This is a genomic window from Pseudomonas gingeri (assembly GCF_013386165.1).
Classification (GTDB): Bacteria; Pseudomonadota; Gammaproteobacteria; order Pseudomonadales; family Pseudomonadaceae; genus Aquipseudomonas; species Aquipseudomonas gingeri_C.
Genome location: NZ_JACAOS010000012.1, coordinates 134,397 through 157,175 on the forward strand (window position 1 = coordinate 134,397; position 22,779 = coordinate 157,175).

37 protein-coding genes, 1 tRNA gene and 1 pseudogene are annotated in these 22,779 nt (G+C 60.2%); 19 read left to right on the forward strand and 20 right to left on the reverse strand.

Translation table 11 applies throughout. The features are described 5' to 3' along the window. Positions 1 to 33: 33 nt before the first annotated feature. From pheT to HX866_RS11210, 4 genes are all read left to right on the forward strand, one after another. Positions 34 to 2,415: a phenylalanine--tRNA ligase subunit beta gene (pheT, locus tag HX866_RS11195; protein WP_177093604.1), complete on the forward strand. Its 2,382-nt coding sequence runs from the start codon at positions 34 to 36 to the stop codon at positions 2,413 to 2,415. 3 nt (positions 2,416 to 2,418) lie between these two features. Next, positions 2,419 to 2,721 (forward strand): integration host factor subunit alpha, encoded by a 303-nt coding sequence (gene ihfA / locus HX866_RS11200; RefSeq protein ID WP_002553164.1) that lies wholly within the window; start codon positions 2,419 to 2,421, stop codon positions 2,719 to 2,721. Next, positions 2,702 to 3,058: a MerR family transcriptional regulator gene (locus HX866_RS11205; protein ID WP_017128239.1), complete on the forward strand. Its 357-nt coding sequence runs from the start codon at positions 2,702 to 2,704 to the stop codon at positions 3,056 to 3,058. Before ihfA ends, HX866_RS11205 begins: the two co-directional genes overlap by 20 nt. A gap of 90 nt (positions 3,059 to 3,148) precedes the next feature. Further along, positions 3,149 to 3,225: transfer RNA gene (locus HX866_RS11210), tRNA-Pro, on the forward strand. A gap of 89 nt (positions 3,226 to 3,314) precedes the next feature. Here HX866_RS11210 and HX866_RS11215 read toward each other — a convergent pair. From HX866_RS11215 to HX866_RS11270, 12 genes are all read right to left on the reverse strand, one after another. Then, positions 3,315 to 4,427: a tyrosine-type recombinase/integrase gene (locus HX866_RS11215; protein ID WP_177139772.1), complete on the reverse strand. Its 1,113-nt coding sequence runs from the start codon at positions 4,425 to 4,427 to the stop codon at positions 3,315 to 3,317. After that, complete coding sequence (locus HX866_RS11220) at positions 4,427 to 4,645, reverse strand: hypothetical protein (protein WP_177139562.1); 219 nt, start codon at positions 4,643 to 4,645, stop codon at positions 4,427 to 4,429. The genes HX866_RS11215 and HX866_RS11220 overlap by 1 nt, the downstream gene beginning before the upstream one ends. 33 nt (positions 4,646 to 4,678) lie before the next feature. Beyond that, a complete protein-coding gene (locus HX866_RS11225; RefSeq protein WP_256344901.1) occupies positions 4,679 to 5,158 on the reverse strand; it encodes a hypothetical protein in 480 nt (159 codons plus the stop codon). A 49-nt stretch (positions 5,159 to 5,207) separates the two neighbouring features. Next, the gene (locus HX866_RS11230) at positions 5,208 to 5,954 is read right to left on the reverse strand and encodes a hypothetical protein (protein WP_177139564.1); all 747 of its coding nucleotides are present in this window, start codon (positions 5,952 to 5,954) and stop codon (positions 5,208 to 5,210) included. Then, positions 5,951 to 6,196, reverse strand: a complete 246-nt coding sequence (locus HX866_RS11235; protein WP_177139566.1) for a hypothetical protein — start codon at positions 6,194 to 6,196, stop codon at positions 5,951 to 5,953. Before HX866_RS11235 ends, HX866_RS11230 begins: the two co-directional genes overlap by 4 nt. 46 nt (positions 6,197 to 6,242) lie before the next feature. After that, complete coding sequence (locus HX866_RS11240; RefSeq protein WP_177139568.1) at positions 6,243 to 6,482, reverse strand: hypothetical protein; 240 nt, start codon at positions 6,480 to 6,482, stop codon at positions 6,243 to 6,245. 2 nt (positions 6,483 to 6,484) lie between these two features. After that, positions 6,485 to 6,682, reverse strand: coding sequence for a hypothetical protein (locus HX866_RS11245; RefSeq protein WP_177139570.1), 198 nt, complete (start codon positions 6,680 to 6,682; stop codon positions 6,485 to 6,487). An 82-nt stretch (positions 6,683 to 6,764) separates the two neighbouring features. Beyond that, positions 6,765 to 7,343 carry a hypothetical protein gene (locus HX866_RS11250; RefSeq protein ID WP_177139572.1) on the reverse strand — a complete coding sequence of 193 codons (579 nt, stop codon included), beginning with the start codon at positions 7,341 to 7,343 and terminating at the stop codon, positions 6,765 to 6,767. Then, entirely contained in the window at positions 7,340 to 8,044 is a 705-nt protein-coding gene (locus HX866_RS11255) for a hypothetical protein (protein WP_177139574.1), read from the reverse strand. The genes HX866_RS11250 and HX866_RS11255 overlap by 4 nt, the downstream gene beginning before the upstream one ends. Beyond that, positions 8,041 to 8,544 carry a DUF4406 domain-containing protein gene (locus HX866_RS11260; RefSeq protein WP_177139576.1) on the reverse strand — a complete coding sequence of 168 codons (504 nt, stop codon included), beginning with the start codon at positions 8,542 to 8,544 and terminating at the stop codon, positions 8,041 to 8,043. Before HX866_RS11260 ends, HX866_RS11255 begins: the two co-directional genes overlap by 4 nt. Positions 8,545 to 8,854: 310 nt before the next feature. Beyond that, entirely contained in the window at positions 8,855 to 10,546 is a 1,692-nt protein-coding gene (locus HX866_RS11265; RefSeq protein ID WP_177139578.1) for a DNA cytosine methyltransferase, read from the reverse strand. 56 nt (positions 10,547 to 10,602) lie between these two features. Then, complete coding sequence (locus HX866_RS11270) at positions 10,603 to 11,001, reverse strand: hypothetical protein (RefSeq protein ID WP_177139459.1); 399 nt, start codon at positions 10,999 to 11,001, stop codon at positions 10,603 to 10,605. Between the two features lie 101 nt (positions 11,002 to 11,102). Here HX866_RS11270 and HX866_RS11275 point away from each other — a divergent pair, with 101 nt between their 5' ends. Further along, positions 11,103 to 11,369: a hypothetical protein gene (locus HX866_RS11275; RefSeq protein WP_177139579.1), complete on the forward strand. Its 267-nt coding sequence runs from the start codon at positions 11,103 to 11,105 to the stop codon at positions 11,367 to 11,369. A 6-nt stretch (positions 11,370 to 11,375) separates the two neighbouring features. On the opposite strand, the gene HX866_RS11280 is transcribed toward HX866_RS11275, so the two are convergent. The 8 genes from HX866_RS11280 to HX866_RS11315 all read right to left on the reverse strand — a co-directional run bounded on the left by HX866_RS11280 (position 11,376) and on the right by HX866_RS11315 (position 15,635). After that, positions 11,376 to 11,777 (reverse strand): hypothetical protein, encoded by a 402-nt coding sequence (locus HX866_RS11280; protein WP_177139581.1) that lies wholly within the window; start codon positions 11,775 to 11,777, stop codon positions 11,376 to 11,378. 56 nt (positions 11,778 to 11,833) lie between these two features. After that, a complete protein-coding gene (locus tag HX866_RS11285) occupies positions 11,834 to 12,196 on the reverse strand; it encodes a hypothetical protein (protein WP_177139583.1) in 363 nt (120 codons plus the stop codon). Positions 12,197 to 12,271: 75 nt separating this feature from the next. Beyond that, on the reverse strand, positions 12,272 to 12,586 hold the full coding sequence (locus HX866_RS11290) for a hypothetical protein (RefSeq protein WP_177139584.1): 315 nt from the start codon (positions 12,584 to 12,586) through the stop codon (positions 12,272 to 12,274). Further along, a complete protein-coding gene (locus HX866_RS11295; protein WP_177139586.1) occupies positions 12,583 to 12,945 on the reverse strand; it encodes a hypothetical protein in 363 nt (120 codons plus the stop codon). Before HX866_RS11295 ends, HX866_RS11290 begins: the two co-directional genes overlap by 4 nt. 501 nt (positions 12,946 to 13,446) lie before the next feature. Continuing rightward, on the reverse strand, positions 13,447 to 13,827 hold the full coding sequence (locus HX866_RS11300; RefSeq protein ID WP_177139588.1) for a helix-turn-helix domain-containing protein: 381 nt from the start codon (positions 13,825 to 13,827) through the stop codon (positions 13,447 to 13,449). Between the two features lie 472 nt (positions 13,828 to 14,299). Beyond that, positions 14,300 to 14,665 (reverse strand): hypothetical protein, encoded by a 366-nt coding sequence (locus tag HX866_RS11305; protein ID WP_177139591.1) that lies wholly within the window; start codon positions 14,663 to 14,665, stop codon positions 14,300 to 14,302. Further along, complete coding sequence (locus HX866_RS11310) at positions 14,646 to 14,879, reverse strand: hypothetical protein (protein WP_177139592.1); 234 nt, start codon at positions 14,877 to 14,879, stop codon at positions 14,646 to 14,648. Before HX866_RS11310 ends, HX866_RS11305 begins: the two co-directional genes overlap by 20 nt. A gap of 42 nt (positions 14,880 to 14,921) precedes the next feature. After that, a complete protein-coding gene (locus HX866_RS11315; protein WP_177139594.1) occupies positions 14,922 to 15,635 on the reverse strand; it encodes an XRE family transcriptional regulator in 714 nt (237 codons plus the stop codon). A gap of 100 nt (positions 15,636 to 15,735) precedes the next feature. Between HX866_RS11315 and HX866_RS11320 the strand changes: the two genes are divergently transcribed. From HX866_RS11320 to HX866_RS11385, 14 genes and pseudogenes are all read left to right on the forward strand, one after another. After that, complete coding sequence (locus tag HX866_RS11320) at positions 15,736 to 16,011, forward strand: transcriptional regulator (RefSeq protein ID WP_177139596.1); 276 nt, start codon at positions 15,736 to 15,738, stop codon at positions 16,009 to 16,011. Positions 16,012 to 16,205: 194 nt separating this feature from the next. After that, positions 16,206 to 16,868, forward strand: coding sequence for a phage antirepressor KilAC domain-containing protein (locus tag HX866_RS11325; protein WP_177139774.1), 663 nt, complete (start codon positions 16,206 to 16,208; stop codon positions 16,866 to 16,868). 11 nt (positions 16,869 to 16,879) lie between these two features. Continuing rightward, entirely contained in the window at positions 16,880 to 17,650 is a 771-nt protein-coding gene (locus tag HX866_RS11330) for a helix-turn-helix domain-containing protein (RefSeq protein ID WP_177139776.1), read from the forward strand. Continuing rightward, entirely contained in the window at positions 17,650 to 18,432 is a 783-nt protein-coding gene (locus HX866_RS11335; RefSeq protein WP_177139598.1) for a replication protein P, read from the forward strand. Before HX866_RS11330 ends, HX866_RS11335 begins: the two co-directional genes overlap by 1 nt. Further along, positions 18,425 to 18,619: pseudogene (locus HX866_RS11340) on the forward strand (hypothetical protein); the annotation flags it as partial. The gene HX866_RS11335 and the pseudogene HX866_RS11340, both read left to right, overlap by 8 nt. A 3-nt stretch (positions 18,620 to 18,622) precedes the next feature. Next, positions 18,623 to 18,994, forward strand: coding sequence for a Ref family recombination enhancement nuclease (locus HX866_RS11345; protein ID WP_177139778.1), 372 nt, complete (start codon positions 18,623 to 18,625; stop codon positions 18,992 to 18,994). Beyond that, on the forward strand, positions 18,991 to 19,422 hold the full coding sequence (locus HX866_RS11350) for a VRR-NUC domain-containing protein (RefSeq protein ID WP_177139600.1): 432 nt from the start codon (positions 18,991 to 18,993) through the stop codon (positions 19,420 to 19,422). The genes HX866_RS11345 and HX866_RS11350 overlap by 4 nt, the downstream gene beginning before the upstream one ends. Beyond that, positions 19,419 to 20,711, forward strand: a complete 1,293-nt coding sequence (locus tag HX866_RS11355; protein ID WP_177139602.1) for a tyrosine-type recombinase/integrase — start codon at positions 19,419 to 19,421, stop codon at positions 20,709 to 20,711. Before HX866_RS11350 ends, HX866_RS11355 begins: the two co-directional genes overlap by 4 nt. A 2-nt stretch (positions 20,712 to 20,713) precedes the next feature. Then, complete coding sequence (locus HX866_RS11360) at positions 20,714 to 20,893, forward strand: hypothetical protein (protein WP_177139461.1); 180 nt, start codon at positions 20,714 to 20,716, stop codon at positions 20,891 to 20,893. Further along, complete coding sequence (locus tag HX866_RS11365) at positions 20,890 to 21,213, forward strand: hypothetical protein (RefSeq protein WP_177139604.1); 324 nt, start codon at positions 20,890 to 20,892, stop codon at positions 21,211 to 21,213. The genes HX866_RS11360 and HX866_RS11365 overlap by 4 nt, the downstream gene beginning before the upstream one ends. A gap of 3 nt (positions 21,214 to 21,216) precedes the next feature. Then, positions 21,217 to 21,570: an antiterminator Q family protein gene (locus tag HX866_RS11370; RefSeq protein ID WP_065870011.1), complete on the forward strand. Its 354-nt coding sequence runs from the start codon at positions 21,217 to 21,219 to the stop codon at positions 21,568 to 21,570. 157 nt (positions 21,571 to 21,727) lie between these two features. Next, entirely contained in the window at positions 21,728 to 22,072 is a 345-nt protein-coding gene (locus HX866_RS11375; RefSeq protein ID WP_177139606.1) for a phage holin, lambda family, read from the forward strand. A 60-nt stretch (positions 22,073 to 22,132) separates the two neighbouring features. Continuing rightward, complete coding sequence (locus HX866_RS11380; protein WP_177139608.1) at positions 22,133 to 22,315, forward strand: hypothetical protein; 183 nt, start codon at positions 22,133 to 22,135, stop codon at positions 22,313 to 22,315. After that, positions 22,306 to 22,698: an HNH endonuclease gene (locus HX866_RS11385; RefSeq protein ID WP_177139609.1), complete on the forward strand. Its 393-nt coding sequence runs from the start codon at positions 22,306 to 22,308 to the stop codon at positions 22,696 to 22,698. The genes HX866_RS11380 and HX866_RS11385 overlap by 10 nt, the downstream gene beginning before the upstream one ends. Positions 22,699 to 22,779 lie beyond the last annotated feature (81 nt).

Below are 22,779 nucleotides of genomic sequence, written 5' to 3' on the forward strand. Positions count from 1 at the left end.
TCGTCGTCCGTAACGAATTATTAGGAGAGCAGGATGAAATTCAGTGAACAATGGCTGCGTGGCTGGGTAAGCCCGCAAGTGAGCCGCGACGAGCTGGTGGCTCGTCTGTCGATGGCCGGTCTTGAGGTCGATAGCGTTACGCCGGCCGCCGGCGCGTTCAGCGGCGTGATCGTCGGTGAAGTCCTCAGCACCGAACAGCACCCGGATGCCGACAAGCTGCGTGTGTGCCAGGTCAGCAACGGTTCGGAGACCTTCCAGGTTGTCTGCGGCGCGCCGAATGTGCGCCCGGGCCTGAAGATTCCGTTCGCGATGATCGGTGCCGAACTGCCTGGCGACTTCAAGATCAAGAAAGCCAAGCTGCGGGGCGTCGAGTCCAACGGCATGCTCTGCTCGCAAGCTGAGCTGCAGGTTGGTGAAGGCAACGATGGCCTGATGGAACTGGCGGCGGATGCGCCGGTGGGCGAGGACATTCGTGTCTACCTGAACCTGGACGACGCCAGCATCGAGGTCGACCTGACCCCGAACCGTGGCGACTGCCTGTCCCTGGCCGGTCTCGCCCGTGAAGTCGGCGCGCTGTATGCCGCTCCGGTTGAGCGTCCGGTGGTGCCGGTTGTGCCAGCGGTGCACGACGAAGTCCGTTCGATCGAAGTCCTGGCGCCGGCCGCGTGCCCGCGTTACCTGGGGCGCGTTATCCGTAACGTCGACCTGTCGAAGCCGACCCCGCTGTGGATGGTCGAGCGCCTGCGTCGTTCCGACGTGCGCAGCATCGATGCCGCCGTCGACATCACCAACTACGTGATGATCGAGTTGGGTCAACCGCTGCACGCTTTCGATCTCGCCGAAATCAACGGCGGTATCCGTGTGCGCATGGCTGAAGAGGGCGAGAAGCTGGTCTTGCTCGACGGTCAGGAAGTCACCCTGCGTAGCGATACCCTGGTGATTGCCGACCACACCCGCGCCCTGGCGATTGCTGGCGTGATGGGTGGCGAGCACAGCGGCGTGAACACCGCGACCACCCGTGACATCTTCCTCGAAAGCGCGTTCTTCGATCAGATCGCCGTCGCTGGCAAGGCCCGTTCCTATGGCCTGCACACCGACGCCTCGCACCGCTATGAGCGTGGCGTGGACTGGCAACTGGCCCGTGAAGCCATGGAGCGCGCCACTGGCCTGCTGCTGGAAATCACCGGTGGCGAAGCCGGCCCGATCATCGAAACCGTCAGTGACGCACACCTGCCCTCCGTGGCACCGGTGACCCTGCGTGCTGAGCGCATCACCCAGATGCTGGGCATGGAAATGGACGGCCCGCAGGTCGAGCGTCTGTTGTCCGGCCTGGGCCTGGGTATTGTCGCCAGTGGCGCGGGGCAGTGGCAGGTAGAAGTGCCAAGCCATCGCTTCGATATCAGTCTGGAAGTCGACCTGATCGAAGAACTGGCGCGCCTGTACGGCTACAACCGCCTGCCGGTTCGTTACCCGCAAGCCCGTCTTGCACCGCAAGCCAAGGCCGAGGCGCGTAGCGACCTGCCTGAGCTGCGTCGTTTGCTGGTGGCCCGTGGTTACCAGGAAGCGATCACCTACAGCTTCATCGATCCTAAGCAGTTCGAACTGTTCAGCCCGGGCGTCGAGCCATTGCTGTTGGCCAACCCGATCTCCAACGACATGGCGGCCATGCGCTCGTCCCTGTGGCCAGGTCTGGTCAAGGCGTTGCAGCACAACCTGAACCGCCAGCAGGATCGTGTGCGTCTCTTCGAAAGCGGCCTGCGCTTTGTCGGTCAGCTGGAAGGCCTGAAGCAAGAGCCGATGCTGGCCGGTGTGGTCTGCGGCAGCCGTCTGCCGGAAGGCTGGGCACAGGGGCGCGACACCGTCGACTTCTTCGACGTCAAGGCTGATGTGGAAGCGGTGCTGGGCTTTGCCGGTGCTCTGGATTCGTTCACGTTCGTGCCGGGTAAACACCCAGCGTTGCACCCGGGTCAGACCGCGCGGATCGAGCGGGAAGGGCGTCTGGTCGGTTTCGTCGGCGCGATTCACCCCGAATTGTCGAAAACCCTCGGTCTCGACCGTCCGGTCTTCGTTTTCGAGCTGGTCCTGGCTGAAGTGGCGCTTGGAAAAATGCCTAAATTCAGCGAGCTGTCGCGTTTCCCTGAAGTGCGTCGTGACCTTGCGTTGCTGGCGGACAAGGTGGTTGCGGCCCAGGATGTACTGGACGTAATTCGTGAAAATGCAGGCGAGTGGCTCACAGACCTCAGGCTCTTTGACGTCTATGAGGGTAAAGGCATTGATCCGCATAGAAAAAGCCTTGCAGTTGGCTTGACCTGGCAGCATCCATCGCGCACTCTTAATGACGATGAGGTGAATTCCACGACGCAAAATATCCTCACCTCGCTCGAAACCAGGTTGAACGCCACGTTAAGGAAGTGACGTATGGGGGCTCTGACGAAAGCTGAAATGGCGGAACGTCTCTACGAGGAGCTGGGTCTGAACAAACGGGAGGCCAAGGAATTGGTCGAACTGTTTTTTGAAGAAATCAGACACGCTCTCGAAGACAACGAGCAGGTCAAACTGTCGGGTTTCGGCAATTTTGACTTGCGGGACAAACGCCAGCGGCCTGGCCGCAATCCAAAAACGGGAGAAGAAATCCCGATCACGGCTCGCCGTGTGGTCACCTTTCGTCCAGGGCAGAAGTTGAAAGCCCGAGTTGAGGCCTATGCTGGAACCAAGTCATAACGACGAGCTTCCGCCGATCCCAGGCAAACGCTACTTCACCATTGGTGAAGTCAGCGAGCTGTGCGCTGTAAAGCCGCACGTGCTGCGTTACTGGGAACAGGAGTTTCCTCAACTCAACCCGGCCAAGCGGGGTGGCAATCGCCGGTATTATCAGCGCCATGACGTGCTGATGATCCGGCAGATTCGCGCCTTGCTGTACGACCAGGGGTTCACCATCGGCGGGGCGCGTCTGCGTCTCTCCGGCGATGAGGCCAAGGACGACAGCACCCAGTACAAGCAACTGATCCGCCAGATGATCTCCGAGTTGGAGGACGTGCTGGTAGTACTGAAGAAGTGATTCAAGGTTTTAAAATACTTTGACATTTCAAAAGCTTGCGGTATATTTCTCCTCGCTTCCACAAGAAGCAAACCCAGTTTCACGCCTAGTCGGGGCGTAGCGCAGTCCGGTAGCGCACTAGCATGGGGTGCTAGGGGTCGAGTGTTCGAATCACTCCGTCCCGACCATAATTCCTGAGTAAAATCAGACACTTAAGCCGATCAGATAGATCGGCTTTTTTGTGTCTGCGCAAAACCCGCGCAAAACTTGCGCAAAACTACCCGGTTATTTCGCTGATATTCAGGTCGGGTATTGCCTCCGACCATACGATTTCTGCGTGGTCTTTCTGGTAGTTCTTGGTCATGTTCTCGCTCGCATGTCCGGCGATTTTCTGGCCGTCCTTTCCGGCTTTTTGGTACAGGTGCAGCGATAGCGCTCGCACTTCGTGGAAGCCCGGCATTTCCTCCTCTTTCCACCCCTTGTAACAGCCTGCCAACTCCCGAGCCTCCTTGAAGGCCCGAGTCAAATACCGCTCCTCAACCTGCGTCCAGTGATCTTTCGTCTGCGCCTGCTTCTGTTTCAGGCGATCAGGGCGGCGGTGAACCAAATAGGGAGAGGCGATATCATCCCGGCACCGACTGATAACGGCCTGGAGCTCTTCGGTCACCTTGAACCGGATCCATGCCGCATCACTGGCTTTCGCCGTCTTCTGTTGCACAACATACAAATACCCTTCCCGAACACCGTCGAATCGCATATTGAGAATGTCGGTGCGGCGCTGTGCCGTGATCAGCGCGAGGTCGATTGCGTTCTGCAGCCAGGTGGGTGACTTTTCCCTGATGGCTTTCAGGCCGTCGACGGTGTGCCTCTTGCGCTGTTTCTTCTCGATCCGGTTGATGGTGCTGGCCGCGGGATTGTCCGGGCACAAGCCCTTAGCCGCAGCGTGATTGAATATGTCGACAAGCAGGGCGCGGCACTGGTTGGCCGTGCGCGGGGTGAGGGCATCCAGCATCTCCGCGATCATGCGGATCGTGATCTGGTCGATGGCCTTCCCTTCGAAGTGTTTCCGAAAACGCCGGAAGTGCACGGCGTACAGCCCCAGAGTCCCCTTGGCCAGCTCGCGCGGCGGCAAAACGTCGCGCTCGTAGGTGTCGAGGAAACCGGCGAAAGATTCGGAGGTGCTGCCCATCACTGCACTGATCAGATCTGCGCCGCGCATGAACTCCAAGTTCAACTGCTTCGCGGCATCGATCGCCTTGATTCGGTCGCTGCCGAACTGAAACCATTTGCCGTCGGTAGGCCGCCGGTAGCGATAGGTCGAGCGCCGCGAGTCGAAATACAGGTTCTGCGGCAGGCTCTTGTTCGCCTTGTTGCGCGGCCGTGGGACCATCATGCAGCTCCTTTCAATACCATCGACACCAGGTCGTTACCGCTGGACCTGCTGAATGCGGTCCAATCAACGTACCAGAGTTTTCCGATCTGCTCGCCAGGGACGATACCGTTGCGGATGTGATTGCGGATCGCCTGGGGGCATTGCGGCGTTCCATTCTCCCCCCAGCGCCGGCGCTGAAATTCGCTGATCTTGATCAGTTCGCGCTTCGTTTTCATGGATCTACCTCTTCCCCGTACGGGGCTATTGGGCTATTGCTGTTCGGGGTTGGGTGGCGTGGTGCCGGTGGCCTTGGCGATCGCCACCCGGGCCCGGTCGACATTCAGTGACTCGCCTGGCGCGAGATCTGCCCAGTGCGCCAGCAGCGGAACCAGGGCCTGGACCAATTCCTCCTGAAGCTCGCCCTCGGCCCTGCCGATCTCCCAGAACCGTTCGCCCCAGTGGCCCGCAGGCGGTGGGCTCGTGTTCTGCTTGCCGAGGGACATGGCCCCGACGATCAAGTCGCAGAGATCACGCTTGTAGACGTTGTCGCCGTCGATGCTAAGTCCTCGCCGGCGCAGGGCGCTGACAACCTCGTTTCTATCCAGGCCCTGGTCTTCCAGGATGATGTCCCGCTCCGGCTCACCCGGGGTGATAATGACCAGGGCAAGCTTGGCTCCAGGCGGGCAGTACCCGCTGAGTTTTACCAGGGCGTCATTGGCTGCTTCGTGGAATCGCTGAACTGCTGACATAGAAATACCTCGGGCGCCGGTGGCCGGCAGGCTGAATAGTTGGATGGGGTTAGAGCAGCGCGCCTTGTTTCGGCGTTGGCTCTGGGATTTGGTAAGTCCAGCGAGGTGGCGAATTATGCGATTCGATGCGGCTGCGCATTACCGACGCGCGCGCCTCCTTGGTGGGCGGTGAGTAAGTGCCGCGCCAGGCTTGGTCGATCCCGATGTTCCGGCCGATGTTCGTGCTGTCTGCACTTGATAGAGGCAGGTGGCCAAAGATTGCAGGGTCAAGCATGCGCAGGCCGTGAAGCTTGCACATCGGTCTGCCGTCATCGTCGCAAACCACGCGCATGGCCTTGCCCATCTGCACCCACCAGGATTCGCTGCCAGGTTGTGAGTAGTCGCCTGAGCTGCCGATGCATACCCTTGGCCAACTGCTCGCCAAGCGTTCCAGTCGCTCGAGGCTTTCGTGCATGTGCCATACGGGTGCCCCGAACCATCTGGGCAGTGGCCATTCCTCGATAAGCGCATCGTTGGCGGCTTCGTCACCATCGATCACGTCTGGTATCACGGCGAAGTCGCAGGCAGGTATCAACTTAGCGTCGGCTGCCCAGCGGTAGAACGGCCGCCAATCGGTAACCGGCTTGCCCTGCTTCCAGGCGGAAAACGCCCCATTGTCGATGGCAAACGACTGGCAGACTTGCGCCGCCAGCGCGAGTTGCCGGGGATCGCTGAAGCTCACGAAGGCGTGACCGCCGCCAATCGCAGCGGCCGCAGCTGTCTCTGGAGTAATTGGCAAGCCGTGGTAGTGGATCATCCGCTGAGCCTCACCGTTTCGATTTCGACGCCCTGGTGCGTGGCGATGATGGTTTGATCACCGCCCAGTGATTCAGCCAGACGGTCGGCGATCTGTTCGTGCCAACCCTTTTTGATCGGGGCGGTCGCTGCTCGGATGTGCTCGACGCGGATCATCACGACTGAACGCAATTCAAGGCGGTAAATGATGGTTTCGCCGTCCGATGGGCAGACAGCGGCGAAGGTGTGACGGTAGGTATTCATGGCTTCGGCCCCTTGTAGATGAGCCATGCCATGTAGGCGAGGGCGATCATGGCGTCACCGGTTCGGCCAGGGCCCAGCAGATCTGCCGGGCATATGGTGTTGGCATTCGCCTGACCTCGCCGGCTTTCTCCAGGCGCTGCAACTGGCGGCGCACCCAGTCCGTTTTCAGACCTTTGTGACCTTCCATGGCCAGGCCGTTGCGAATGACATAGGTCATCTGCTGAGAGCCCCAGCAGATGATCTTGCCTTTGATCTCGGCGTCGGTCGGTTTTGGTTTGTTGGTCATGATCAGTCTCCCCAGCAGCTGAGTTCTTCTGCTATCTCTTCAGCGGGTTCGCCGATCTCACTGAGGCGCCCGTCGTACTCGTAGTTGTCGTAGATCACGGCGGCGGTTTCCCAGCAGAAGGCCAGGTCTTTCGGTTTCCACCAACCCATCAGGCTGCGCATGTGCAGAGCGGCGCGGAGGATCCAATACATTTTTTTCATGCGAGTTCGTCCTTGCCGCTATAGCGGCTGACTTTGAAGGGGGAGGGGTTACAGGTTTTGCGGGAGGAGTACAGATGTACTCCTATCGGGATTTGGTGCTCTGCCGCGAAAATTCCAGGGCGTCTTCGCCTTGCTGGGTCATTTCCCACAGTGCAGGACTGCGCTGCACACGATTCAGGAGGCCGAGCTGGGTGAGCAGGTCAAACCAGTGCCGACCAATTTCCGCACCCTGGCCGTCATCCGCGCACTCTTGGAAGCGTTCCAGCTTACGGATAACCTTTTCAGCGAATGGATGCATCGCCGCTACCGGCGCGGGCTGCTCGGCAGTCAGTGGGTTTGGCGAATAGCGCAAGGCTGACTTGTATGCGGCGTCGAGAGCGTCATCCAGATCACCTCCAGCTTTCTTCGCCTCGTTGAATGCGATGATCATTTTCGCCCGGACGTCGTAGCTGCGATCCACCGGCATCATGGCGACCTGCTCACCGTCGCCTTGAGTCAGCGCATCAATCCGCTCATCCGCTGCGGTCAGGCGCTGTTGCAGGGCTGCCTCGCGGGCAGCGCCCTGTTCGATCTTCTGGTTGAAGTCGCCAGCATGAACCCATAGGCCCTTTCGGTCCGAATGCAGCACGCCATGCTTTGAAAATCTCTCTGCCTTACTCACGGCTTCACCTCCGGCTCTGCGCTGTCGGATAAGACGGCTTCGATGCTGTCGTGGAGCGCCACGGTCTCACCCGTAGGCTCGTTTTCCGCCACCAGGTTGCCAGAGCTCACTACCTTGCGCAGCAACGCATCCCGCTCGGCTAGCTGTCGTTTGAACTGCTGCCGATCGGCGTCGTAGTTGTAGTCGGCCTGGGCCACCATCAGTGCCAGGCGTTTAACCTCGGTGCGCAACCGCTCAACGTCGCCCGCGTCGGGGCGGGTGTAGAGCGGTCCGAGCTTGTTCACGGCATCAATGCAGGAATTCCAGCCGCCTCTAAAGCCCTCATGTGCCATCGGGTGAAAGCCGTGTTCCATTCGATCCGGTAACGTCACTGGCCGGGCATCGGCAGGTGCTGGGGCTTGTGGGAACAGAGGCGCGGTGTAGGTAGCAGCGGCCGCCGCTGGAGCGCCGCCAACCATTTCGTTGTGCTCCTTCACTTCCGCGGTAATCGTTGCTCCACCAGGCTCCGCCCAGTGCGATGGCTGCCTATCAACTTGCGATTTTGCGCAAGCTGACGATTCACCTTGCGGCGGCATGGGGGCGGCTCCGACCATTGAGCGGTATAGGGCGGCAGCAAGATCAGGGTGCATGCAAACTGCAATCCGCTGCTTTGTCGTGGGTTCAACCGGCACCAGCTTCCAGCCTTCAGGGATGTTTCTCATACAGCCTCCCGAACAATGACGCCCTGGTGATTCATGACGGCCATGCCGAGTTGCTCGGCGATATGTGCTTCCAGCCGGGCACCGCGAGACCGCTCCCAGTCGGGCAGCAGGCAGATGACCCCGCACAGGCCCAGGCGAGTCAGGTCGTAGGCCATGTAGTCGGCCCACTGCGCACCCTCGACGATGCCGTGGTCTGCTGGGTTCTCCACCTCGTAGCCCTTGGCGCGCAGTTGCTCGGCCACGGCGTTGAAGGCCGGGTAGTTGAAGTCCTTGATCCCTGTCATCGGCCCGGCCACGTACACGCGGTTGGCGCGGGCAGCCTGAAGCGTGACGCCTGGGTTCGCTGCCAGTTGCTTGCCGCGATCGAGGCCCATGGCGTAAGCCGCATCCTGGAACGTCATGAGCTCATCAGAGAAACGATGGATCTGGCCGGCGTACTGCTGGTGCAGGTTCTCGATTGCGTCTTGATCTTCTGGATGGTTTCGGTTTTCTGTAGGCATGGGGAGTCCTTGCCCGGCATGCCCGGGCGGTGGAGTGAGGCGTCGGCAAATATCAGCTACAGTTGGCCGATCAGTTCGGGGAGGTGCTTATGCTTTGTTTCATTTGCGGGGCCGAGTCGGTCGATCACCACACGGCGTATGACGGTAGGGATGTTGGTTGTCCTGAGTGCGGGCGGCATATCATCAGCGGGAACCTGATAGCGGCCATGGCGCCAGGCTACGCGCCAGGGATTCAGGAGGCGCGGGAAGAGCTGAATCGAATGCGCGACCGTGATGAGGTGCCGATACTTTCAACCGCCAACATCAGACTTCATCGGCTACACAACTGAGCCAATAAGCGCATCCCAATCCAGCGAACCACTGGCACGGCCTTGCTGTTGCCGATCGCCTTGTAGCGTGGTCCGTCCGGGCACTCGCTGGCAGGCTTGCCGCGCCAAGGGATCTGCGTGTAGTCGTCAGGGAAGCCCTGAAGGCGCTCGCATTCGCGCGGTGTCAGGCGGCGGACAGCGCTGGTGGAAGACACGACGTTGGGGCCTAGGGCTGAATCAGTGTTGTCGACCTGCTTGCCGTAGTTGCTGGTCAAGGTCTGGGCTACGTCGCGGCATGCGACTATCGGCTGCCCACGGCCTGTTCCGCCCTCACTCCCATCGAACCCTTCAGCTTTCAGCGTATGGGTGATGTCGCCGGTGATACAGACGGCAACCTGGCCGCCGGCGTTGGCATGGCTTCCGGAGTGGTTCATTGCCCGCAAGGTCGGCGAGATCATGCCCGCATCAGCGCCGTGATCCTTGCAGGAGAAGGCAAGAATGGCGTTTTCCTGGCCACTGTTCCGGCCTAGGGCAAAAGCGAGCTTGTCACTAGTGACCGGGTCTTGCGTACCGTGCACTACCAGAAGTCCTGACTCGGCGTCCTGGTTGGTCGCGCTGCCGGCCGCTTTGCCGTTGGCATTGAGTGTGCCTGCTACGATAAAGGCTTCGGAGTCTGCACGATGGCTGCTTTGGGCCTGGGCGCGAAGGGCGGGGGCAGTTAGTGGGATGTCGTCGAGGCTGTAGCCTCCAGACTTTCGAGCGCCGCCGGCGAGCGTTGGCGCAACAAAGAACGTCTCGCTTTCGATGTCTAGCCGGCTGTCTTTGGCTGTGAGCGTTGCTGCTCGCTCGATCGAGCCGGCCAGGCTGTGCCCGCCGAATGCCGGGATGCCGCCGAACATATCTACCGCTGGGCCCTCATCACCCTCGCAGTTCGGGCAACCGTAGTTTCCTAGGGCTTCGGCGAAGACATATCCGCACCCGCACTGGAGTGCAGGGCCGAAAGGAGCTGTGCCGGTAGCGTCTTGCCTCTCGCCTCGGCGCGGCGCAGTATCCCGGCGCACGCCTTCGCGCTCAAAAAGTACCTCGGCGGGATCGAATCCGTCTCGAGCACTTGAGATAACGAACACACGACGGCGTCGTTGGGCCAGGCCGAAATATTGGGCATCCAGAATCCGCCACGCGACTGTTCGGCGGGGTCCATACACACAACCAGCGTCCTTCCATTTGCCCCCTGGCGGCTTGAGTTCTTCGGATTCGCCCACCAGGGCCCCGAGGAAGCAGCCGAACGCATTGCCTTTGTCTGAGAGGACACCGGGGACGTTTTCCCAGACGGTGACGGCGGGGGGCTTTCGATCGAGGGCGCGAACATAGTCAATTGCATCTGCGAGCTCCACGTATTTGATGGTGAGGGCGCCACGGGGATCGGCCAGGCCTTCACGCATGCCAGCGACCGAAAAGGCCTGGCACGGTGTGCCGCCGACCAGCACGTCAGGCGCCGGGATCTTGCGGGCCAGCACCAGGGCGGCCAGCTTGGTCATGTCGCCGTGGTTTGGCACGTCGGGGTAGTGGTGGGCCAGCACTGCGCTGGGGAAGGGTTCGATCTCGGCGAACCAGGTAGGCACCATGCCCAGCGGGTGCCAGGCGGCGGTCGCGGCCTCGATGCCGCTGCACACTGAGCCGTATGTGATGTCCATGGCAGGTCCTCGTCGGCGGCGTGATTGGTTGAGGTGTGGCGTTCAGCGCGGATTGGTCAGGCCGCCAGGTCTTGCTGCGCCTGCGGCTTCGGCGGCCACTCGCTGAACCCGACCTTCGGTGCTTTCGTCTTCGGGTTGATGATTGGCTCGCCCTTGGCATTGACAAGCACCGCCTTGGCCCTGATGTGCATGTCCCGGCACCTCAGAGTCTTGCGCGCCAACTCAATGAACTGCTCGGCGTACTGCGGCGCGTCGAAGAGCGGTGAGAGTTGGCGGACCGTACCCCCCCCCATGATCTTCTCGGTTCGCTTGGCGACCAACTCCAGCCATTCGGCTTCCGGGATCGGCTCGACGCCACCAGGGGCCTTGGGGTTCTTCCGGGTGCCGCTGACTTTCTTGCGGGCCTCGGTCTTGGCGACATCGAGGGTCATTCCAAACACTGCAAAGGTGCTCATGGGTTATCTCCGGGCAGCCTCTGGCCTCGCCAGGGTGGCGTGATTGGTTGAAGTGGGCTATTGGTTAAGGCCCGGCATGGAGCCGGATCAAGGAGATTTCCGTGGACTGCGCACAAGTAGCAAATGTCGCGTCGCTTTTCGTTGGACTGGCTTCCGCAGGATTCTGGGTGATTGCGGCAATCGTAAAAGCGCCTGTACCGCCAGAGTTCAAGGGGGTGCCAGATGGCGACTACTGGAAGTGTGCGGTGATTGACGGTGGCGAGCTTTTTGGGACGCTTCGCTTACAGTCAAAGTGGAACAGTAGAGCGGCATTTGCAGCGGCGGCAACGGTTTTGCTCCAGATTGCAGCCAACGTGCTCAGTAGCTGAATGCCGTCAGGCGCGCCGGACTTTGAAATGCAGCATTGCCCTGATGCTGTGGCAGTAATCCTGAAGCCGCTCATAGGCCTTGTACTTGGCCTGGCCTCGAGTAGCAGCCCAGACCCTGACCAGGTCTTCGCGGGCTTCCCGGTTCCAGTTGAGATCGTCCCAATCATGTTTGAACGGCAGGACCAGCCACTCTTTCAGCGGTAGCGTCTCGGCCATTTCGCCGTACTGCATTTCGTGGGTGGGATGGTAGTTGCTGATCCGCTTCTTTGGGTCTTCGTCCAGCACCACGCCGATGTAGTGGCCGCGATCTGCCAGGATGACGCCGGGCTTTCCGTAGGCGATGACGCGGCGGCCGACTTCGGCGGGCACCTGATAGTGCTGCCGGACGTATGCGCAGTTGTGGCTCATGGTGTTCTCCAATGCAGGTGCCGCCCTCCGTGACCGGATGCAGCGAATGGGGTGGGTTATGCAGGTCTTTCGACTTCGTCGTCAGGCTCGGGCGGATCGTCGGCGAGAGACTTGAGGCCCGCCGCCCGAATTAGCATCGACACCTTTTCGCTAACAACAAAGGGTGTCGTGACACACTTGAGCATCTGCGCCGCTGTTTCGAAGTCGGCGGCGATCACGTTGCGCAGCAGGGTCTGGTGCACCTCCTGCTGATTGTTGAAGCCGTGCTGCTTCATCAGGCGCTTGAGGTCTTTCTTGAAGATGCCGGCTACCTCAACCGTAAACTTCTCGACGCCCAATGCAGCGTTCTTCTCCGCCGCCTTCTCGCGCTTGCGTCGCTGCTTCAAGGCTTCCGTCGTGGGTTGTGCTTGCTCGGCCATGGCGGCTCTCTGTGTTTGCCGCCGGTAACTCGATGAACATCCGCCGGCGGGCGTTGGCGATCTTGCTCGGGCGTCTCATGCTGGATCCGCGAACTTGAATCCGTTCTCTTTAGCGATCAGCGTCGCGCGCTTGATGTGCATGCGCAGGGCCTTCGCTGCTTCGCTTGCGGTCTTTCCGGCTTCGGCCTGAGCTTTGACTGAGGGCGCCAGCTTGTCGCGCTCGGCCCGCAGGCGTTCGTGGTGGCCGGTAGTGCCCAGGTGCGGGGCAAACGAGCTGACGCCGCGGGCAATCTCTTTGATCTGGCCGCCGCCACCGAAGAACTGATCCATCTGCCTGTTGAGTTCGTCGATCACGGCATCGCGCGGGTTCGCCATCGGTACGCCGATCATCGTGAAGCTCCGTAGTAGGCGAAGACCCCGAGCATCAGCGACATGCCGACAGTCCAGCGGAGCAGCGTTGCGCCGAAGCGCTTTGCCGTCTTGCTGGTCGCTTCGATGCGGTCTGCGTTCTTTTCGAGTTGTTCGGCGTACTGGCAGGCGCCGTCGTGCCCCTGGCGGGCGCCGCGAGAGCGGCCGGTAGATCGCTCAACCACGTCGAACTTGCCGGCGCCCAACGGCACAACATTGAAGCGCGGCAGGCGCATCGGCTCCAGGCGCCCGATCTTCTGGTACATCTCAGAGGTGGACAGCGACAGGCGATCTCGCAACACCTGCAGAACGGCTTGTTTCTGGCGAATGGTCTGGTTCATGTCGACTCCTTGATCTGGGCTGCGGTTATTCGTCAGCACCCTGGCCGCCAGATCTTGCCGGTTGGCTCTGGGGAGGGTGCTGACGGGTAACGACAGGTGTAAAAAAGCCCGAGAAATCCCGGGCCTTTACTGCTGCTCACAGGTACCACCCTACGTGAGCGCTTATGCCTTCATAGGGAAGGGCTTTTGCTTCGGCTATTTCTTCATGGCGACTCTCCTGCTGTTCGCTCACTGGGCAGGCAGTGGCCACCTATTGAATTGGGTGCCAGTCTTTCCCGGCTGTCCGTCGTACTCTTCCGACTGTCAGCGTTCTTGATTTGGCTCATTGGCTAAGCCTTCGCTCATACGGAGCGAAACGAACACTGCTTTGGAGTGCCCACAAAGACCGTATTGTCCGACGGCCGTGGCGGAGGCGGCTTAATCCCCGCTCAGGATTCTTTCAGCGACAGGCTGTCATCCCGCTGCACCCTGTCGCCAAGGTGCAGAAGTGATGTTTACGGGTTAAGCGGTGAGGCTTGGCCGTTCCGCCTGGCGCAGCACTCGCACCTGGGCTGTTCGACGCTCCGGCACCCGGCGATCACGTCGCATTGCGTCATCACCGATTACCGCGTGCATGGCGATCAGAGCGGCAAGGACGAAGCACATCGGCGAAATGATCTGCCGCTTCATTGCCTCGGCCACCATTGCTGTCTGGCGGTGCACGCCAAGCTTGAACATCGCACTGCTCAGTCGCTTGACGACCGTGCAGGCCGCAACGTCGAACTGGCGGGCGATCTCCTTGGCCGTCTTGCCCTGGGCCGCTGACAGCAGGTACTGAAGTTCTTTCGGCGCAAGGCCCATACCGAGCTGGCCTTTCCATGTGCCGTTGATGATTGTGTTCATCGTTTTGACTCCCGGTTGTTTTCCCGTCTGGCCCTGTCGCCAAGGCCAGCCAGTGAAAAATTCGGCGATCGTTGGCGCTACTGGCGCGGTACCGATCTGTTCAGATTGTTTCTCTGGCCGCGACTCCGTCCGCCAGAACACTTTTTTCGATCGCTTTACGCTGCGCGCCTTGGGTAGTGGCCACCCATCTGAACCGTTGAGGCCGGTTCATCGCTGCCTTTCTGCCTTGTGTGGCCGGTATCGATCCGGCAAGGGTGAATCGGTGGATCTAAAGAGCGGTGCTGCTGGGCCGGTGTTGCGTCGGCTTGAGATGTAAATTAGCAACTGCTAAATATTTTATCAATAGCATTTGCTAAATTATTTTTTGCGAGACGAAAAAAAACCGCTCAGCGGCGGCTTGTTTCAGGACGATCAGGGGAGGGTAGAAACAGAAAGCCCGGCACTGGGCCGGGCTTTGAAATACGGATTGGTACTATGGGTTAACGAACTTTGCGGCAGTGAATGCAAGTCCGGCCAAGACCACGGCCACCTGCACGAAGCGCCATGTGGAGTCACCAATGACCTTATGGAGATCGGCAGATATTGTGCCCTGCAACGCCTCAAGATCCGACTTCGTAGCCATGGTCTTCTCGACGTTGTCTAGCTTTGTTTCTACGCGAGCAAGCCTCTCCCGGATGTCGGGGATCGCCTTCTCAAGCGCCGCTACTCGAGCGTCCATCTCACCACCTCCAGGCGGCTCATTCGGCCCGCCATTACGCTCTCTTTCCCGATCCAAATCTTTGGTTACCGCTTCATACTGCGCTTGCAGCAGGCGAACATCAATCTTCTCGGAGGACATTGACCGTCTCCTGATCCTGGATCTCTTTCAGAATATCTAGTTGTCCCTGAATCCCTGAGAAAACCTCGTATGCCTCATCAAACGCCTCTCTTGGAACTCCTTCAATGCGCATAATGGCCGCGCTCAGATTCATAAGTGAGGCGCTCTGAAGTACGCCAAGCCTCACAAGGCGAGAGATCACTAGCCTCTGCTGCGCATCATCGACAGGATTCATCTCATTTCATCCTTGGATTAAACATTTGGCTGAGTCACCCAATTATAACTTTCTGGTATTCCAGGCCAGCAAAACTCGTGCCTGGATATGGACTTTTTCCAGATCTGCCCCACCGATCATCTGCGGCGGATAAGCAGAGTTGTCCGAGATCATCCGCAAGGAGCCGCCGGCAATTCGCTGCAGGCGCTTGATGAACATCTGCCCGTCGAGGGTAAAGAAGTAAATGGCGTCGGCGCGGATCTCGGTTATACCCCGATCCACCAGCAGCGAGTCGCCATCACTGAACGTAGGCGCCATGCTGTCGCCATCCCCGGTGACGATCGCCAGGTTCTCCAGCTTCGAGTAGGTCAGACCCTGGGTGCGCAGCCAGTCCAGATGGACTGTCATATCTCGAATTACTTCTACATGATGATCGGGCGGAAAACGCCCATCGCCCATGGACCCGGCGACATCGAAATGCGGGATTTTGATGAAGCTGGCGTCTTTCGCTTTCCTGTGCGAATCGATCGCGATCACATTGCTCTCCGTGCCTAAGTCGCTATCTGGCTCCGTAGAGCTGGGAGAAATCAGGGTGCCTGCCTTGAGCCCTACCTTCTGCTCAAGGGTTGCGGCTGCCTTCTCGCCTAGCTTGCGGTGCCCATTCAGAAGCTGCGACAAATACGAAGCGTCCAGCCCGTAGTCGTTCGCAAAATCTTTTTGGCTCTTTTGCCCCATGGCGCGGCGTAGAGCCTTTATCCGAAGTTGGTTGATGTCCATCAGCCAATGATCGCCCTCAGTTAGCATTCAGTAAATTACGGTTTGCTATTGCCAGTCGCATTAGCAAACGCTAATCTTCCCTGTAATACAGGAGATGCACATGAATCTGCGCGAATTTCTTAAGCCTTTGGAGGGTGGCTCTGTTGCCGCTTTTGCAAAGGCCTGCGAAACGAGCCCTGGCCAGTTAAAGCAGGTTGCCTACGGCAATCGACGGCCAAGCGCTTCGCTCGCAATCAACGTTGAGCGCGAAAGCTCTGGGCAGGTCACCTGCGAAGAGTTGCGACCCGACATCGACTGGGCATACGTACGGGGAACAAATCCCGGCAGCCTTAAGGCCGCCGATCCATGTAGCCAGTATCCAGCCTTCAGGTCCTGACCGACAGGCAGACGATTTATCTGTTCATTCATCCAGTACCTGAATTTCAGACACAAAAAAACCGCCTGGCAGGGCGGCTCTTTTAACAACTTGTAAAACACTGTGGGGCCATTATGAACATGACAGATACCCCTGGCAATACCCCTCGTGTCACGACACTTTTAGCGGATTCGCAGAACGTGTCGCGACACACCATGTCGTCACGTGAGATCGCCGATTTGGTTGAGGCGCGCCACAACGACGTTGTGTCGACAATCGAGCGACTCTTCAGAAAAGGGCTTTTACGATCAACTCGTAAAACCCGCAGAGAATCCACTGGTGGTCGGCCAACTGAAGTCTACGACCTGATCGAGCGAGATACCCATCTTGTCGTGGCCGGCTACAGCGATGAACACCGCGCCCGCGTGATCGACCGGTGGCAGGAGCTGGAATCCAAAGTGGTCGGTCAACTGCAAATCCCCGTTAGCTTTGCCGAGGCCCTTCGACTCGCTGCAGACCAGGCCGAACAAAATCTGCACCTCCAGCATGTCATCCAGCAGCAGGCGCCGAAGGTTCAAGCACTTGAGCGTCTGGCTGGTACCCACGGATCGATCTGCATCACCTCGGCCGCCAAGCAGCTCGGCCTGGGCCCGCTGAAACTCTTCAAGTGGATGAGCGACAACCGCTGGATCTACCGCCGTAGCGGCTTTGCTGCCTGGTCTGCGTACCAGCCCCGCCTGTCCTCCGGCCTGCTCGAGCACAAGCTGATCAGGGTAGGGAAGGGCACGGAGGAAGAACTCAAGGTCGTTGAGCAGGTCATGGTCACCCGCCGGGGCATCGTTGCCCTGGCCGAACAAATTCAAGGAAATCCGCTGTGAGTGTTCAAGCAATGTCCTGGGCGCTCTCGCTGCCCATCCAATCCCTGAAGGATTCGAGCGCGCGTCACGTGCTGCTGTGCCTTGCCAACTACGCGGGATCGAACGGTGCCGGGGCTTTCCCGTCGGCGTCGACCTTGGCCCAGGACACCGGTCTTTCCGAGCGTACCGTGCGTTACAAGCTGGATGACCTGGAGCGATCCGGCTGGATAAAAAAGGGCAATCAGGCCATTGCTGCTGTGCACATCGATCGCCATGACCGCCGCCCAGTTGTCTACGACCTCCAACTATTGCGGGGTGCAAATTCTGCACCTCGTGAAGAGCGGGGTGCAAATGACGCAACGGGGTGCAACCAGCAACAGAGCGGGGTGCAGCCTGGAACAGAACGGGGTGCAGCAGCTGCACCCAATACGTCAATTAACCATCAGGTAACCGAAGAGCAGCAGCAGCGCGAGATTTCCGATGTGATCGCCGAGCAAGACCGTGCGGCCATCGACGCGCTCGGTGACCGCCAACGTTTCGCCATGTTCGCCGAGTGGGATGCGCCAACTGCATGCCTGGATACCCAACTGAAAATCGCCGGCCTGCCTGCTGACTCGGTCACTGCCGAACTGATCGCTGGTTTCAAGGGGTTCTTCGTTGCGAAGACTTCAGTCGTTGATACGCCCGCCGGTTGGTGCTTCAAGCTGGTCGGCTGGATTAAACGCGAGCGAGCCGCGACGGCCGCTCAGCCTGAGCCTGATTCCGCCAGCACGGACTGGGCAAATGACCTGGGGGGTGTCTGATGTCAAAGCCTATCCCGCTGTTCAAGCCGAAGACCATGACCGACATGCTGTCGAAGATGGGCAACCTCCCGCCCGAGGTGTTCAGCGCGCCGCCGCCGGCGCAGATCGATACCGCGACCGCCGAGGTGGTGAATACGCTTTTCCGCGAGCTCAAGTCGATCTTCCCCGCCTGGCGCCAGGCGTGGCCGGATACCAAGTCCGAGGACGACGCAAAGCGGAGCTGGGTCAAAGGGTTGATGGCCGAAGGGATCAGTCACCTCGAGCAGATCCGTTTCGGCGTCGTGAACTGCCGAAAGCTGGGCACCGACTTCATTCCGAGCATCGGCAAGTTCGTCAAGATGTGCCAGCCGACGCCGGAAATGCTTGGTATACCCAGCCACGTTGCCGCTTACAACGAGCTCATCGAGAACCTACACCCAAGCCGCGGCGGTGTCAGGACCTGGTCCCATGAGGCCGTAAGGCATGCGGCCCTCCAGTCCGAGGTTGGTAACTTCAACGACCAGGACTCGGCAATTGGCCGTGACCTGTTCGACCGCAACTACGACATCACCATCCGAATGATCATGAATGGCGAGCCATTGCGTGATATCGCCATTGGCATCAGCCATGACAGCCACAAGACCGAAATGCAGCGCGCGGCCGAACTCACCGAGCGGGTCGCGCATGCCCAGGTTGCGAGGATGGGTATTTCTGCGGACGGCCCCACGGCGCGCCTGCAGCTTCTCGCGAGGTTTGGCCTGAAGGCATCAGCGCGCGTCGCAGGGGAGTCGCGTCATGCATGACCCGCACCTGGCCCCGACCGATCCCGCGGGCTACCGATACGCCACGCACTGCTGCTCGTACAAGCTCGGGTTGTCCTCTGGCCCTGACCGCGCTGTCGCCCTGTTCGAGGACAGCGCGGCAGCAATCAAATTCGGCCAGATGATGTGGCCATCAACTTTCGACGTTATCGATATCGTCTCTGGAGAGAGCATGAAAGGGCGCGCCGTCTCGGCTGTGCAGAAGCGCTGGCACGACACGCTGGTCACCACTGTTGGCTGCATCGCTTGCCGGGTGGCGATGGACATCCACAACGACCAGTGCAGCATCCACCACGTCGATGGCCGGACCAAGCCGCATGCGCACTGGTACGTGCTGCCACTGTGCGCCGGCCACCACCAGCATGGGTACGGCGCCGAAGGCTTTCCTGGCTTCGCGTTCCATGGCCAGAAAGCCCAGTTCGAGAACGCCTATGGCACCCAGGGTGCGCTGGTGCAGCGCTGCGTCCAGATCGTTGCCGACGCCGGCGCCGACGTTCCGGCGGCGTTCATGGTCTGGCTCGACGGGTCGGAGGTGGAGGCGTGAAGTCATTATCGATCAAGCCATACAAGCAAAAAGTCGCTCGCGCCAAGCCAGTAGATCGTGAGGGCCTGGAGCAGGCCGCGCTGCTCGCCGAGGTCGCTTCACGCTACCCGGTCGCGGCAAAGCTGATCTACCACGTCCCGAATGGCGGGCACCGCCACAAGTTGGTGGCGATCAAGCTCAAGGAGCAGGGCGTCAAAGCTGGCGTTCCGGACCTGGTGCTGCCGATGGCCCGCGGCGGGCACTTCGGCCTGTACATCGAATTCAAGGCCAGGGCGCCTTACGACGCACCCGTATCCCCGGCGCAAGACGCATATCTCCAGGCGCTGACCGATCAGGGTTACCTGGCCATCGTCTGCCGCGGGCACGTCGACGCAATCGAGGCGATCAGGGCGTACCTGCTCCAACCCCAAACGAGGACTGCAGCATGAGCAAGACCCGTGCAGTGAAGTTCACAGACGCCGAGATTCGCCGGCAGGCGGCCGATCCCGCCGTGCACGATCTGCGCGACCCGCGTCACCCAGGCCTGTACCTGCGTTTCGGTCAGGACCGGCAGCGTGCATCGTGGTACCTGGTGAAGGGCAAGGCCTGGAACCAGATTGCCCGATTCCCTGACCTTGGGGCTGCCGCGGTACTGGCCGAGCTGCCCGCCCTGCGTCAGCGGCTATTGCGCGACCCTACTGCGGTCGTCGCTCTGGGCGGTCTCGCTACAGTTGGCCAGTTGCTGGACTGGTTCGGTGATCGGATGAGCCGGGACAGATCCCTGTCGGCAAAGCGCAAGGCCGGCGCCAAGTCTGCTATTGCGTGTCACCTGAAACCTCGGCTGGCAGCACTGCCGATTCGCGACGTGAGCGCGCCGGAGCTGGACAAGCTCTTGATGTGGCCTGCTCAAGAGGTGCTGTCCCTTTCCTACGTGCGGCAGCTGTTCGGCCTGCTGGTCGTCGCATTCAGGCAGGCCGGTAAGCTTGGTCTGATCGACAAGAACCCCATGGCCGATCTGAAGTTTGTCGACTTCACCAAGGCTCGCATCATGCCAAAACCGGCCCGGCTACGCGGCGTGCACTTGGTCAAGGTGGTGCCGATGCTGGCCGCCCTGTTCGACAGTCGCCCGGGTGAGGCCATGCTGGCGCTGATGATGCTATGCCACGGCACCCGCGTCGGTGAAACCCGCCTGGCGCGTTGGTCCGATATATCCCTGGCCGATGATGAGTGGTTCATCCCTGCCGAGCACACGAAGACGCGCACCGAGCACCGGCTGCCACTGACGGCCCAGGCCAAGGCCCTGCTGAGTCGCTACCGGGCCGCGCAGGTAGCCCAGGGCTACGAGGGCATCTACCTGTTCCCATCGCGTCGCGGGCGGTCATTGAGCGAGGGCCAGGCCAGTGCCGTGTTCACGCGAATGGGCCAAGGCGAGTGGACCAGCCATGACTTGAGAAAGGTCGCCCGAACTGCCTGGACAGACCTGGGCATCGACGGGCACATCGGCGAGATGTTGCTGAACCACTCGCTGGGCAAGATCGCGTCGACCTACATCAACACCCAGGCCCGAGCGCAGCGTCTGGCCGCTCTGGAGAAGTGGCACAACTGGTTAGATGAGCGTGGCTTTCAGGCTATTCACAACCTGACTGACGCCCAATACGAAGATTCGCAAAAGTCCGCGCACGCCTTGAATGACGTGGTCTGCAAGGCAATTCCGCAAATTGTTAATGGCGAGGTTTAAAAATGGCGAATCAAGACCTTTTCAAGCCGAGCATCAGCCTCTGGGAGCACTACGTCACCATCATCAGTGTCGGTGGCATGGGCCTGGCGGTCTCGTTCAATTCGGGGTGGGCCGCAACTATCGTCGTGGTGTCCTTCTTTGCCGGTGCAGTTGTTGAGGGCTTCGCTGGTGCGCGCCCATGAAGAAGACCCACGGCCCGGCATTCCGCGCCGCCCAACTGGACCTGGCCAAGTGCCCTGCATGCCGTGGCAAGGCGGTGATCAGGGGCGTATTCCATGAACTGGCCTGTGTGCAGTGCAACGCCTCGGGCTGGGTCACGGCCGAAACCGGTGAAGCGCTGCCGGCGGATGTGCTGGTGACGCAACTGAGCATCCGACTCCAAGCTGCAGAATCTCACCTTGCGCAATTTCGCAAGTTGACGCCCGTGCCAGTCGGCCCGGAGGCGCTCTACAACACAAACAATCGCCGCGGCGCCGGCGGCACCAACCACACAGGAGATTGATCCATGGCCTTCACACCGAGCTTTAAAGAACGCACCGCCGAGGATCTGCTGGAGCATTGGGGCCGCTGGGTAGTCCTGGGCTCAGGCGTGTCCTGCTGTGCATCCCGCGAGAACACCATCCTGTCGCCGATGATCACCGACGACGACGCGTTGATGATCGATGGCCTGATGGGTCGCCTGCTCAAACGCTACCCCGAATGCGGCCAGGTGCTGATGAAGTACTACACCACCCGCGACAGCTCGTTGATGGAGGTCGGCAAAAAGATGGGCTTCGGCGAAGAGAAGACGCGCGGGCTATGGAAGGCCGGTATTGCCTGGATTGATGGGGCTTTAGATATTCGTCGTCAGGCAGCTTGACAGGCCCGGTCCCGCCATATAGTTTTCTCGTTACTTTGCGGTTTTTCCGCGAGCAAAGCCCGACCCTGAGTTGGGCTTTTTGCTTTCTGACTCATTCATAAGCCTCGCCATCGTGCGGGGCTTTTTCGTTCTTGCTCCCTGATCGGGAGGACATCGGATGCCCAACATGCCCGACAAACCAGACACATGGATCCTTGTGTTCGCGTGGCTGAGCCAGCACGCGCCAACGATCTACGCCGGCGCTCTGTCGTTCGTGGTTGGCGTCCTACGGATCATCTACGGTGGTGGCAGCACGCGCCAGGCGCTGCTTGAGGCTTCGCTCTGCACGCTGATCACGCTTGGCCTGATCCCGCTGCTCGAGTACTTCGGACTACCGCAGAACCTGGCAACCGCTGCTGGGGTGTTCGTTGGCTTCTTGGGCGTGAAGAAGATCGCCGCGATCGCTGATCGAGTCGCTGAGCGGGTTGCTGACATCAAGCTGCCTGGCCGGAAGGCTGAGTGATGGCCTGCAGTGGATGTGCCGCCCGGCGCGAATGGCTGAAGAAGTGGAGTGCAGTTGCATATGAACGAGCAAGCGGTCTCCTTGCTGGTCGAGATCCTCGGCGAGCAGAAGAAGCAGACATCAATCCTCAGCCGGATGTCCGAGCAGCAGGCCCTGCTGATCCAGGCACTGGCCGAAGATCAGGGCGGCGCAGATCCTGACGTTGCCCCGACGCACTACATGGATGGCTCCCCGTGCCTCTAAGACCGCAGAAGCCATGCAATGCCCAGGGCTGCAACAAGCTGACGCGCAACCCACGCTACTGCGACGAGCATGCGGACGTCGGCAAAGGATTCGAGGCCAAGCAGCGAGAGCGGCAGCGCGATACCAGTTCGCAGCGCGGCTACAGCTACAAGTGGCAGCAGGCCCGCAAGTCGTACCTGGTCAAGCACCCGCTCTGCGCTGAGTGCGAGCGCCAGGGCATGGCCACCGCAGCCACTGACCTCGATCACATCACCCCGCACAAGGGTGACAAGGCCGTGTTCTGGGATCGGTCGAACTGGCAAGGCCTGTGCCGGCCCTGCCACAGCCGGAAGACGGCCGCCGAGGATGGTGGATGGGGCAATGCGGTGGCGCCCAAGGCCTGATGATCAATGAATGAGACGAATTCTCATGAAAACCACGGAAAATCGACCGAAAATGTCGAAATGATATTAATTATCGTTTGC